The sequence below is a fragment of the Paenibacillus lutimineralis genome (genome assembly GCF_003991425.1).
In the GTDB taxonomy this organism is placed as follows: domain Bacteria; phylum Bacillota; class Bacilli; order Paenibacillales; family Paenibacillaceae; genus Fontibacillus; species Fontibacillus lutimineralis.
In genome coordinates, this window is sequence record NZ_CP034346.1 from 1,433,203 (window position 1) to 1,445,816 (window position 12,614).

A 12,614-nucleotide genomic window follows, 5' to 3' on the forward strand; every position below is an offset into this window, starting at 1 on the left:
GACTTTTGAACAACCTATTATAGCAGAAGGGATGCCAATTCATCATAACTTGCAGCCTCAAAATGAGGACGATGCTCGGATTCGGGTCCAACCTTACGATGATTGAACCAGATCACATTCCAGCCGCCGTTCAATGCGCCGATGACATCATTGCGCCAGGAATCGCCAATGTAGCAGCAAGCTTCGGCAGGAAGTCCGAGCTGCTCGGCGACATGATCGAATAAACCGCGGTCCGGCTTCGTGATTCCGACTGCACCGGAGATGAAGATGAGCTCGGCGGGTATTATCTCCCGAAGTCCCAAAGCATTGATCTTCTGCATTTGATGCTGTGGCGGTCCGTTTGTAATCAATCCGACGGTAACGCCACTATCCTTCAATTGCTTGATTAGCTCCTTGGCTCCATCGAATAATTGGATCGTGAATTGATGCTGCAAATACTCCTCCTGCACCTTGTCTGCTTGCATATCAGTGACATGCAGCCCGAATTCCTCTAAGGTGAATTTGAATCGGTTACGCCGCATTTCCAGAAGTACGGTACCATGCGTTGGCGTCCCCCCGGCTTGGGCAGATAAGTAATCGCTATAATATCTCATCCGATGATAAGCTGCCTCATAGGGGAACTGTTCATGGGTATGAAGTACATTTTGCAGTGCTTGGCGAAACGGGATGAGATGATCATATAAGGTGTCATCTACATCAAAGAATACGGCCTGCGGGGATAGAGCAGCTTGTAATGATGGTATATTCATGTTCTAGAGACTCTCTCCTTCAAGTATGGTCTACTAGAAATTATACCGGATATAGGGACAAGCTGCTCGCTTATTGGAGGTAGTTCACAAAGTTCACTATTGATAAGAAAACCAATCGAAGATAATCCGAGGATGAGCGACCGCTATTCATCGGTAGGCTTTCTTGCGATATAGAATTTCATCAGCTACGCTGATAACTTGTAAATTCTCTATCTAACACGAAGTAGATCATGAAGCTATTCGACATCGAATCTTGAATTCAGCCGGGCCTAAGCGAATGCTTACGGAGTCATGTTTCCTACGGAAACATCTCAGGTGCTCACGAACCCACTACGTACGCTCTGCTCCTTTCGTCCCTAGCTTCATCCAACCTTCTCGGTGCTGAAAACTGGTCTTTTTGAACACATACTATAGGAACTGTAAGGTTAGAATCTTCGGCTTGCGCCTCCGCCGCCTGAGGATCCTCCACCACCCCCGCTGAAGCCACCGCCGCCGAATCCGCCGCCTCCCCCTCGGCCGCCGCCACGGCTGAGCATCGCCAGCAGAAAGAAGGTCATTCGTCCACCGAAGAAGATGAAATCGATCGCCAGGAAGACGACAACCAAGATGATCCAGCCCAGAGGCAGATCGCCGCCCTCATCACCTGGAGATTCCGGGACGACTACATTTTGCGGCGTTAATTGATCCTCTACCCCGTATTCCTTGGCTACTTCATTGTAGAGTACCTTATAAGTCTCCACGATGGCATCGCCAGGCTTGTTCTGAACGAGATAGGGAATCGTGACCTGATCGAGGATTCGTCCAACTTTTCCGTCGGGCAGAGCCCCTTCCAAGCCGTACCCCACCTCAATCCGCAGCGGGCGATTACCAGGTTCTCCATCCTCCATCGAGAGGAGCAGCAGCACCCCGTTGTTCAATTTCTGATCGCCCAGACGAAACTGTCGGAAGGCTTGCAACGCATATTCCTCCACGGAATAGCCATCCAGTGAAGTCACCGTTAAGACGGCGATTTGCGCTTTTGTCTTATCCTCCAACGCCCGTCCTAGCCTGTTCAGCTCATACTTCTGGTCGCTGGATAGCAACTTCTCGAAATCCTGAACATAGATATCTCCTCGAGGAGTAGGTAACTTCGGGGCTGCATCAGCGACTAGACTGTAAGGAAAGAGCAAGGAGATGATTGCCAACAGAAGCAGACCAGGCCGGAACAGATTCCGCAGAAGCCGCTTCGAGTGGCTGATCATGCGCTTGCACCAGCCATCAGTACGACTGCTGCTGCGAATACACCGCTCATTGGAGCAGTCTTGTCATCAAAGCGAAGCGACGTATTTCCTGTGCCGAAGTCGACCTGTGGATTCGTTCTCGATTCTGTGGTTGTCTCGAAATAGGCCCTCTTATCGAAGCCCATCATGCCGGCGAGCAGATTGCCTGGGAAACGCTTGATCAGTTTATTGTAATCGGCAACTGCATTGTTATAGTCGTTCCGGGCAACCGCGATGCGATTCTCGGTACCTGATAATTCGTCCATCAGCTGAGTAAACTGCGTGTCTGCCTTAAGCGTAGGATAGTTCTCGACTACGACCAGCAAGCGGCTAAGCGCGCTCGAGAGCTGTGCGTCGGCATCTGCCATCTCGGCTGGGGTTCTTGCTCCTCCCAGGGCCGCGCGGGCATCGGAGACAGACTTAATGACTTCCTTCTCATGTTCCGCATAGCCTTTTACTGTATTGACCAGGTTTGGAATCAGATCATATCTGCGTTGCAACTGTACGTCAATCTTGCTCCATTGCTGATCAACCGTCTCTTCCGCAGTAACATACGAATTATATTTACCTGCGAACATGGCGATGAAGATGACGATTACAGCAACGATAATGACTACTGGTATTACCCAGCCTCTTCTTCTTGAATTCATAAAAATCTCTCCTTCTCATTTACTGCTAACAGTACTTTATGGGACTTGCACGTGAACTATTCATTTTTACGAATTAGATGGCACATAGTTTCATGGTTGCTGAAAAAAGCTCAATTTTCAGAAATTGAGAAAAATTTGCAAGAGGGATTAAGACCATGCGGGAGAATGATGGAGGATGTTTAAGAATGTTATTTATGAGATGAATCAGGCCGCGCTGGATTGTAGTATTTTTGGCTTGAAGGCGATGTACAGGATTTCCCCTAAAAGGGTGAAAGCTCTATACTAGAAACTGTATTTATTAATCGTGACTATAACTTAGAGGAGATGACTTTACTTGCGTAATCATGAGATGTTGGAGCGCCGCAGTGAAATGCTAAAACGACGGATTGGTGAGTTGATCGCCAAGGAGAACCAATACGGATTAGGAAGGCAAGAAAGTCACTTTCTGCAGATGTCGATCAGAGAACTGCACCAGACTTCGTTTGAATTGAACGGAAGGATTCAAGCCTAAGCATTTGCAAAATAAAAAATCAGGGATATCCGCTGGTACGAAAATTCTGCGGATCATCCCTGATTTTTTTACTTTGTTAGTGGATCCCAGGTTTATAATAAATGCTTCGCGATGGAGATAAGGGCGGTAATCGTCACAATATTCAGCAGCGTCGAGATCAGTACGGTCTGCGAAGCGAAATCAGGCTCGTTATTGTATTCCTCAGCCAGAATCGTACTGTTGACTCCGGTTGGCATACCAGAAGCGATGAGCAGCGCTTGGGCGGGAATGCCCCGCATGCCGAGCACCATAATTAAGGTGAAACCGACCACTGGACCTATAAGCAGGCGAAGCAATACGCTGATATATACATCGAGCCGATCCAGCCGCAGTGGATACTTAATGATCTGTGCACCAAGCGTCAAGAGCGCGATGCTGACCATCGAGTCAGCCATATAACCGAGCGGCTTCGAGACGAAATTCGGCAGCGGCATCTTCAGCACATGGAAGACCAAGCCCAGTACGAGCGCGTAAGGCACCGGCATTTTTAGAAATCCGGTCAGTGCTGCCTTCAAACTGCCTCCATTCTTGGCTTTCTGAATCGACATTACGCCATAGGTGAAGGTGACGAGACTCTGGAAGGTCATAATGAGAGCTTGTAGAGACATCGCCATAGGATCTCCCTTGAAGGCCAGTTGATTAACTGGCAGACCGTAGTTTCCCGAATTGTCGAGCAGCAGGCTGTTCGTAAAAGCTGCCTTCATGCCTTGACTGAATTTCATTCTGCGGCTGACAAGGGAGCTGACCCCGTAGAGCAAAGCAATATACAGTACATAGAATAAAGTTACACTACCGAGCAATTCCGCCGACATTTCTGATTGGTACATGCTAAGGAATACGACCGCCGGGGTAATATAGTAGAAGTTGATCTTGGCCAATGTATATAGATCAAGCCGAAAGATGCGGTGCATCACAGCCCCGATTCCGATTAGCACGAAAATGGGCAGCACGACATCCAGCAATATCTCGATAATCATCTTGGTGGTTCATCCTCATTTCAAACAATGTCCTGAGACACAGCAGTTCAAAGACCCCGGTTCCCGATGATGGAAGCTGGGGTCTATTTGCTGCGGAGCTTATTCGGTACCCGGACTGGGATTTTGCGGATCAGCTGATTCAGAACCTCGGATATGACAAGTCCGATGGCAATGGAGCCGGAGATCAGAAATGCCTGGGTTGCAAGCTGAATAGCTGCATAATAATTATTTTCTACGAATCTCCGCATCGCGTCGTAGGCTAGCCCTCCAGGAACGAGGGGAATAATTCCTGCAACGCTGAAAATAATAACAGGCTTCTTGTAGATTCGGGCGAAGAACTGGCTGATCACTCCGACGATGAAGGTCGCCGTGACGGTGGCAAATATCGTATCGATGCGGGGGGTTAGCAAGTAGTAAGCTGCCCAGCCCAACATCCCGGATAGACCGCACTGCAGTAAGGTACGCCGTGGTGCATTGAAGATGACGACGAATGCGGCGCTGGCGAAGAAACTGGTAATTAGCTGCAGAATTAGCGTCATATGTCAATCAAGCCTTCCCTTTCTGGCAAATTAGAATATCGTGAACAACACAGCAACACCCGCGCCGATCGCAAAGGCGGTCAGAAAAGCTTCCGCACCGCGAGACAGGCCTGAGACCAAATGGCCAGCCATCAAATCCCTGACAGCATTTGTAATCAGCAGACCAGGTACAAGCGGCATCACTGAGCCAATAATAATCTTGTCCAGCTGTGAACCGACTCCAATAGAGACGAGTAAGAACGCAAGTAGTCCAATTAGCAAAGAGGCGACAAATTCGGCAAAAAATCTCACCTTCACCCAACGATGCAGCAAAATGAAGGCCGAGAATCCTAGTCCGCCGCATAGCACTCCGGGGATGAAATCGGATAAACCCGCTTTGAACATATAAGTGAAGCAACCGCTCGATAGAGCTGCGGCTGCAATTTGTACCCATACAGGATAAGCCCGATTCACGGTATCGACCTCAGTCAATAGCTTGTAGGCATCATCTACTGATAGTGCATGACTGCACAATTTCCTGGAGATGTCGTTCACCCTGGATACCTTCTGCAGGTCCGTTGTCCTGTCCTGTACCCGGATCAGCTTCGCTTGCTGCTTCTCTCCGCACTGAAAGATGATGCCAGTAGGGGTAACGTAGCTTTGCGAAGGGGTTAGATTTAATGCGTCGGCGATCCGAATCATCGTATCCTCCACCCGGTATGTCTCTGCTCCGCTTTGCAGCATGATTCGTCCTGCCAGAAGACATATATCGATAGGATCATATGTAGCTGCCACGCTGTCCAAACTGGTTCCCCGTCCTTTCTAAATAACTGCAGTCATTATATCATGAGTGTTCCCCAATGCGAATACTTTTGTCCCAACAACTAGCCTCGTATCGTCACTCGGGTTCCAATCGGTACAAGGGAAGCGAGCTCCAATACGTCACTGTTGAACATACGAATACAGCCATGCGAGACAATATGGCCGATCGAGGAGGGATCATTCGTCCCATGAATGCCATAATGCGGCTTGGACAACCCCATCCAGAAAGCTCCGAAAGGACCTCCGGGATTGGGCTGCTTGTTAATAATGGCATAGTCGCCAATGGGAGTTGGAGTGAGCATCTTGCCGACGCCGATCGGGTACCCTTTGACTACTGTATCACCGTCCAACAAGTAGAGTTGACGATCCGATACATCCACAATGATGCGATAATCAGGCATGAAATGTCCTCCCTTGAATTGAAGAGTATGATTCATTAAGCAGATGGCTCTGGACACTTGGACTAACCCTGCTTATGTCCTCCGTTATTTATAATCTTATGTTTGAGAATCAGAATTTGATCATATTGATTATATTTGTGATTTGCTATAGCGTTGTAGGACTCTTCGTGTACATCATGCTGAAATATCTTAACAATTCCGCAGAATCTCTGCGTATTATGCATGAAGCTGCGGTTCAGCCCATTCGAGAGTGATTGCTGAGCGCGTCAGAAGAACGGTGGAGAACACAATCTTCACTTTGAAGGATGGGATGAGGCTGCACATTACGTTATCTATCGGTTGTTCGACTTATCCTGATATTAGTAAGGAGCAACTGTTGGAGATTGCTGACAAGAGGTTATATTCTGCCAAAAGAAAACGGGAGGAATCAGGTAGGCATGGACAGGGGATAGGAAAAAAGAAATCCGGGCTAGAGGAATGTGCGTTGCATTCCCCTGGCCCGGTTCTTGTTAGTCGCGCTCTTCTTCCACTTCATCTCCATTGTATCCGTTCAAGAGATCTATACCGTGCATCGTCGTATCGATGTCGGGTGTAGCTGGATCTACAGGGGTATCCGACTGTATCGCGTCTGCATCGGGAACATCGGGGAATGTATCTTCGCGATCATCGCTGCTGTTCTCAGGACCGGGCTCACTTATACCTTGGGTAATTCGAGTATCGAAGGGGAGTGCATCGTCACGCGGGATATCGTTCTCGAAGCGGTATTCTGCAAGCAGCTTATATTGCTCGTAGACAAGATCACCAGTCGTCTTCGGGTAATCGTCCATGATGAAGTTCCTCCTGTATATAGTCTATAGGGTGTGATTGGTTGGTCATATGGGAAGTTTACCCCGGATTTTCGCGATTCAGCCAAGAAATTTGAGCATCGACCGGGATGCATATATTATGCACTGGCTATTGACTTCAAAGTGGAGGACGACTACAATTTCCATGAATCGTGCGGATGATACAGGAGGCGAGAAGGATAGTTACCATTTATGATATAGCCAAAAAAACAGGGTTCTCACCGACGACAGTCTCCAAGGTATTTAACGGTTATTCCGATGTCAGCCAGAAGACGAGACGAATCATTATGGATACGGCTGAGGAGCTGGGCTATTTGCCAAATGCACATGCCCGGTCATTAACGACGAAGCGGTCATGGACGATCGGCATCTTGTTCATTGAAACCTCTGGGGTTGGACTTCTCCATCCTTATTTTGGTGGGGTAATCGAGGGGTTCAAGAAGGTAGCTACTTCCAAAGGATATGACCTGATGTTTGTCTCTAAGGATATCGGCGGCAAGAAGAGCGGTTATCTGGAGCATTGTAAAATTCGTGGCGTTGACGGTGTTGTTATTGTGCTGCCGGATTATACGGATCCCTATTTCATCGAGCTATTGGAATCCGATATCCCTTGTGTGCTGCTGGATCAAGAGTCGGACAGCAAGAGTACCGTTTATTCGGATAATGTGGCGGGAAGTATTGAGGCCATTGAATACTTATACTCGCTGGGTCATCGTGATATCGCCTATATTAACGGCGGTCAGACTTTTGCCGGCGAGAAGCGTCTGCAGGGCTATATGCAGGGGATGCAGAAATTGGGCCTGCCGGTTCTACCGCAGCACATTGTACAGGGAAGCTATGATTATACGGTGGAATCCGGGCGGATTGCGATGGAGGAGCTGCTGAAGTTGGATACTTTGCCAACAGCTGTCTTCGTGGCTGGGGACAATTTTGCAATTGGCGCAATTGGTGCCATTAAGGCACATGGCCTCTCGGTGCCGGAGGATATTTCAGCAGTTGGCTTCGATGATATAGAAATGGCGAAATATGTAACACCGGCCTTAACTACGGTCCGGCAGGATACATATGTACTTGGCAAGCGCGCCGCTGACATGTTAATCTATTGCATAGAAGGCGGATCAGAAATACAACAGGCTGTTATTCCAGTTGAATTGGTAATCCGGGATTCATGCCGTCCGCTATGAGGTTCCGGTTTCCTTTTTTTTAACGAAAATCGAAACCGGTTTCGATTTTGTGATAACAATGAAAAGGAGAGATGAAAATGGCTAATTGGTCTAAGGTATTAACCGCCCGTGATTCGGGAGAGAGACTTACATCCCAGGGACAGATTGTAAGCGTTAGCAGCAGATTGAAGCGATCGGCAATCAAGCTTGATCCGGAGCAGCAGTTCCAGACGATAATCGGATTCGGAGGTGCGTTTACAGAGGCGGCTGCTTATACGCTGTCGCGTATGAGCCCGGAGAAGAGGGATGAAGCCATCCGCAGTTATTTTGATCCAGAACATGGTCTGGGCTATACGATCGGCAGAGTGCATATCCATAGCTGTGACTTCGCCCTGGAGAACTACACTTATGTGGAGGATCACGATACAGAGCTGAACAGCTTCGATATTTCCAGAGACCGGAAATGGGTTCTTCCGCTGATCCATGACGCTGTGAAGACGGCAGGGCAGGATATTACGATGCTTGCGTCGCCTTGGAGTCCGCCGGCATGGATGAAGACGAACGGGGAGATGAACAACGGCGGCCAATTGAAGCCTGAATTCCGTGATGCGTGGGCGCTGTACTATACCAAGTTCATCAAGGCCTATCGCGAGGAAGGCGTTCCAATCTGGGGGATTACTGTTCAGAATGAACCAGCTGCAGTGCAGACTTGGGACTCCTGTATCTACAGCGGCGAGGAGGAGCGCGATTTTGTACGCGATTACCTTGGCCCTACAATGCATCGCGAAGGATTGGCAGATGTGAATATCCTGATCTGGGACCATAACCGCGATCTGATGGTAGAACGGGCATCGGCAGTGCTTTCGGACCCGGAAGCTGCCAAGTACGTATGGGGAACCGGGTTCCACTGGTATGTCAGTGAGGAGTTTGAGAATGTTGGCAAGGTGCATGATCTGTTCCCAGATAAGCATCTGCTCTTCACGGAAGGTTGCAAGGAAGGTGGAGCCAAGTTCGGCAGCTGGACGAATGGCGAGCATTATGGCCGTAATATGATCGGTGACCTAAACCAATGGACAGAGGGCTATCTGGACTGGAACCTGATTCTGGATGAGACCGGTGGACCGAACCATGTCAACAATCTGTGCGATGCACCGATCATTGCTGATACGAAGACGAATACGCTTCATTACAATATTTCCTACTACTATATCGGCCATTTCAGCAAATACATCATTCCGGGTGCGGTACGAATCGGCGTGAACTCCGGGAATGCGGTCCTCGGTACGACGGCATTCCGCAATCCGGATGGCAGTATAGCCGCTGTGGTCATGAATGAAACGGATGAGCAGCAAGCTTTCTCACTTGTTCTGGGAACAGAAGGGGTCTCCGAAGTGCTCCCAGCACATTCGATCGCGACTTATATCATCAAGTAAATACGATTGGGGTGCAATCATCTATGCCTAATTATATGTTCAAGGACAATACATTTGTTATCGAGCAGTTCGATCAAGTGAAGCCTTTCTCCAGCTTCCTGCCAGGGATTGCTGGACTCAGAGGGATTCCGATGTGGACGTTCTATGTGAACCGCGGCCAGGCCGTATGCAGCTTCGGAATTCGTGACAAGAACAGTCCGATTATGGAATTCTCTCCTGCCAGCATATCCTATCAGTCGGTATCGATGAAGGGGTTCCGCACTTTCATCAAGATAGATGGACAGGACTCTATATATGAACCGTTCCAGAGCACTGCTCCAGACCAGGATGCTGTGCGCAGGATGGAAATCCGGTCTAACGATATCAGCATAACAGAGGTTCACTCGTCCAAAGGCTTGCGGACCAAGGTGACTTATTTTCATATTCCTAATGATGACTTCGCAGCGCTTGTACGCAAGGTTGAGCTGACGAATATTTTTGGGCAGCCGATTCACCTGGAAGTTCTTGACGGAATGCCGGAAATATTGCCGTACGGAGTAGAGAATTCAGGCTATAAGGAGATCGGCAACCTGCTGCGCAGCTGGATGGAGGTCGAGAATCTGGATCGAGGCGTTCCATATTACCGCGTCCGTTCCAGTACAGGTGACGAGGCTGAGGTCAGTGAGGTGAAGAACGGCCACTTCTATTTATCTTTCAACGATGAAGGTCAGTTGATCCAGCCAATCGCTGATTTTGAGATTGTTTTCGGCGATAATACATCCCTCGGATATCCCGACCGCTTCGCTGACCATTCGGTTGCGGATCTCAAGCGGGAGACCCAGTACTGTACGAATAAAGTACCATGTGGCTTCAGCGGAACGGAAGTGTCGCTGCAACCTGGGCAGAGTACAGTCATTTATAGCTTAATCGGAAATATTGACAGTCTGGAGCGATTAAATCAGAAGGTGTCCTCGATCGCTTCCCCAGCTTATGTGGAATTAAAATATGCGGAAGCGAGCAGGCTGACCGAGGAGTTAACCGAGGATATTGCTACAAAAACGGCGGAGCCCCTGTTCGACGCCTATAGCAGGCAGAGCTATCTTGATAATTTTCTGCGCGGAGGGTATCCATTTATTTTCGACAACGGAAAAGATGGCTACGTCACTCATTTATATTCTCGCAAACATGGGGATCTTGAGCGGGACTACAACTTCTTCTCGATTGCACCGGAATTCTATTCCCAAGGCAACGGGAACTTCCGGGATGCGAATCAGAACCGGCGTAGTGATGTCTACTTCAATCCACAGGTTGGCACGTTCAATATCAGAACCTTCTTCAGTCTGATTCAGGCTGATGGCTACAATCCATTGAGCGTGGAGGGCACAAGCTTCCAGGTGCCTTTGGACAAGGCAGCGCAGTTACAGGAATGGCTGGAGAATGCGCTTCATTCACATCGACAGGAGCTGGAGAAAATCTGCCTCGGCAAGTTCACTCCCGGCCAGATTATCACCTATATCACCAGCCGTGGTGTGAAGCTGAAGATCAGTGAGCAAGAACTGCTTAGCGGAATTTTGAAGCTAGCTGTTCAGAATATAGAGGCATCCTTCGGCGAAGGCTATTGGTCGGATCACTGGACTTATAATATGGACCTGATCGACAGTTATCTGGATATTTTCCCGGATCACAAAGCGGAGATGCTGTTCGAGGAGAAGGCATACACCTACTTCGACAGCCCGGTTCGCGTTCTGCCGCGTAGTGAGAAGTACGTGCTGAATGGTGATCAAGTTCGCCAGTACGGAGCAACGGTCCATGACGATGAGAAAATGCAGAAGCTCGGGGTTTCGTTGAAGCATACCAACTGGCTGAGAACCGGATACGGCAGCGGAGAGGTATATCGTACAAATCTGTTCGTTAAGCTGTTGTCACTCTCCCTGGTGAAGTTCGCCACGCTGGATCCTTATGGAATGGGGATCGAGATGGAAGGCAATAAGCCAGGCTGGAACGATGCGATGAATGGCTTGCCAGGTTTGTTTGGCTCAGGTATGGGCGAGACCTTCGAATTAACCCGAATTGTGAAATTTGTATTGGAGTCGGCAGCGGAATTGCCTGACCAAATGGTTGCAGTGCCTAAGGAAATGTCCTCCCTTCTCCAGAAGGTAGCCGGATATTTAACTCAGAATTTGTCGGGTGAGTTGACAGAATTCGATTATTGGGATCAAGTGGCCTCAGCCCGTGAGCATTACCGTGACAAGATCCGATTCGGCATCAGCGGAGAGGAGGTCATGCTGAAGGCAGGGGAATTGCTGCCGACCTACCGCCAGATGGAACAGAAGCTTGATCAAGGCATTAAGCTGGCAATCCAGTTCGGGAATGGATTAACGCCAACCTATTTTGTATACGAGGCGGTAGAATTTGAAGCTGTCGTTGATGAGCTGGGTCAGCCTGTCATTAGCGGCTACGGCTTGCCGAAAGCCCGGGTTAAGCGGCTTGATCCAAGGCCGCTACCGCATTTCCTCGAGGGCCCGGCGCGCTGGATGAAGACCCTGAATGACCCGGAAGAAGCGAGAAGGGCTTATGAGCAAATCCGCCGCAGCGATCTGTTCGACGACAAGATCCAAATGTATAAGACCTCGGTGAGTCTTGACGGGGAGACCCATGAGATCGGACGAATCCGTGCTTTCACCGCAGGATGGCTGGAGCGGGAATCCGTCTTTCTTCATATGAGCTATAAATATCTGCTTGCACTATTAAAGAGCGGGCTGCAGGAGCAGTTCTTCCATGAGATGAGAACCTCATTGATTCCGTTCCTTGATCCGGCGGTATATGGCCGCAGTACGCTGGAGAACTCGTCCTTCATCGCGACTAGTGTCAATCCGGACCCTAAGGTTCATGGCCGGGGATTTGTGGCCAGACTTAGTGGCTCTACGGCTGAATTTATCAGTATATGGATGATGATGATGGCGGGTCCACATGTGTTCCGAATGCAAGGAGAAGAGTTGCAACTCGCCTTCGCACCATCGTTACCAGGCTGGCTGTTCGATGAACATGGGGAAGTTGCGTTCAAATTCCTGGGAACGACGGAAGTAACTTATCATAATCCAGGCAGAGGTAATACGTATGGCCCGGGCGGGGTCACAATTCAATCTATCGTTTTACAGCATCGGAATGGCGATACTGTTCAAGTAGACGGTCCTGTAATCAGCGGCGGGATGGCGGAGCAAGTCCGGGCCGGCCAATTCGCAGCGATTCGTATTGAACTTGGCTAGCG

The 12,614-nt window shown here is 49.2% G+C and carries 13 protein-coding genes; 5 read left to right on the top strand and 8 right to left on the bottom strand.

The genetic code is table 11. The features are described 5' to 3' along the window. Nucleotides 1–17 precede the first annotated feature (17 nt). From EI981_RS06050 to EI981_RS06060, 3 genes are all read right to left on the bottom strand, one after another. On the bottom strand, nt 18–749 hold the full coding sequence (locus EI981_RS06050; protein WP_126996349.1) for an HAD family hydrolase: 732 nt from the start codon (nt 747–749) through the stop codon (nt 18–20). Between the two features lie 425 nt (nt 750–1,174). Continuing rightward, nucleotides 1,175–1,990 carry a TPM domain-containing protein gene (locus EI981_RS06055; protein WP_126996350.1) on the bottom strand — a complete coding sequence of 272 codons (816 nt, stop codon included), beginning with the start codon at nt 1,988–1,990 and terminating at the stop codon, nt 1,175–1,177. Continuing rightward, nucleotides 1,987–2,658 (bottom strand): LemA family protein, encoded by a 672-nt coding sequence (locus tag EI981_RS06060; protein ID WP_126996352.1) that lies wholly within the window; start codon nt 2,656–2,658, stop codon nt 1,987–1,989. Before EI981_RS06060 ends, EI981_RS06055 begins: the two co-directional genes overlap by 4 nt. A gap of 334 nt (nt 2,659–2,992) precedes the next feature. Between EI981_RS06060 and EI981_RS29195 the strand changes: the two genes are divergently transcribed. Then, nucleotides 2,993–3,169 carry a hypothetical protein gene (locus tag EI981_RS29195; protein WP_193556523.1) on the top strand — a complete coding sequence of 59 codons (177 nt, stop codon included), beginning with the start codon at nt 2,993–2,995 and terminating at the stop codon, nt 3,167–3,169. A 92-nt stretch (nt 3,170–3,261) separates the two neighbouring features. On the opposite strand, the gene EI981_RS06065 is transcribed toward EI981_RS29195, so the two are convergent. The 4 genes from EI981_RS06065 to EI981_RS06080 all read right to left on the bottom strand — a co-directional run bounded on the left by EI981_RS06065 (nt 3,262) and on the right by EI981_RS06080 (nt 5,926). Next, nucleotides 3,262–4,185 carry an AEC family transporter gene (locus EI981_RS06065; RefSeq protein ID WP_126996354.1) on the bottom strand — a complete coding sequence of 308 codons (924 nt, stop codon included), beginning with the start codon at nt 4,183–4,185 and terminating at the stop codon, nt 3,262–3,264. Nucleotides 4,186–4,268: 83 nt separating this feature from the next. Beyond that, on the bottom strand, nt 4,269–4,724 hold the full coding sequence (locus EI981_RS06070) for a threonine/serine exporter family protein (RefSeq protein ID WP_126996356.1): 456 nt from the start codon (nt 4,722–4,724) through the stop codon (nt 4,269–4,271). Between the two features lie 30 nt (nt 4,725–4,754). Beyond that, nucleotides 4,755–5,447 carry a threonine/serine exporter family protein gene (locus EI981_RS06075; RefSeq protein WP_127004405.1) on the bottom strand — a complete coding sequence of 231 codons (693 nt, stop codon included), beginning with the start codon at nt 5,445–5,447 and terminating at the stop codon, nt 4,755–4,757. Between the two features lie 140 nt (nt 5,448–5,587). Then, on the bottom strand, nt 5,588–5,926 hold the full coding sequence (locus EI981_RS06080) for a L,D-transpeptidase (protein ID WP_126996358.1): 339 nt from the start codon (nt 5,924–5,926) through the stop codon (nt 5,588–5,590). A gap of 277 nt (nt 5,927–6,203) precedes the next feature. Between EI981_RS06080 and EI981_RS30205 the strand changes: the two genes are divergently transcribed. After that, entirely contained in the window at nt 6,204–6,521 is a 318-nt protein-coding gene (locus tag EI981_RS30205) for a nucleotidyl cyclase domain-containing protein (RefSeq protein ID WP_162616106.1), read from the top strand. Here EI981_RS30205 and EI981_RS06090 read toward each other — a convergent pair. Continuing rightward, nucleotides 6,436–6,753: a hypothetical protein gene (locus EI981_RS06090; RefSeq protein ID WP_126996362.1), complete on the bottom strand. Its 318-nt coding sequence runs from the start codon at nt 6,751–6,753 to the stop codon at nt 6,436–6,438. The two genes, EI981_RS30205 and EI981_RS06090, sit on opposite strands and share 86 nt — an antisense overlap. Before the next feature lie 197 nt (nt 6,754–6,950). Between EI981_RS06090 and EI981_RS06095 the strand changes: the two genes are divergently transcribed. The 3 genes from EI981_RS06095 (at nt 6,951) to EI981_RS06105 (ending at nt 12,612) form a co-directional block, all read left to right on the top strand. Continuing rightward, complete coding sequence (locus EI981_RS06095) at nt 6,951–7,955, top strand: LacI family DNA-binding transcriptional regulator (RefSeq protein ID WP_127004407.1); 1,005 nt, start codon at nt 6,951–6,953, stop codon at nt 7,953–7,955. 77 nt (nt 7,956–8,032) lie between these two features. Continuing rightward, the gene (locus EI981_RS06100; RefSeq protein WP_126996364.1) at nt 8,033–9,367 is read left to right on the top strand and encodes a glycoside hydrolase family 30 protein; all 1,335 of its coding nucleotides are present in this window, start codon (nt 8,033–8,035) and stop codon (nt 9,365–9,367) included. A gap of 23 nt (nt 9,368–9,390) precedes the next feature. Next, entirely contained in the window at nt 9,391–12,612 is a 3,222-nt protein-coding gene (locus tag EI981_RS06105) for a cellobiose phosphorylase (protein WP_126996366.1), read from the top strand. Nucleotides 12,613–12,614 lie beyond the last annotated feature (2 nt).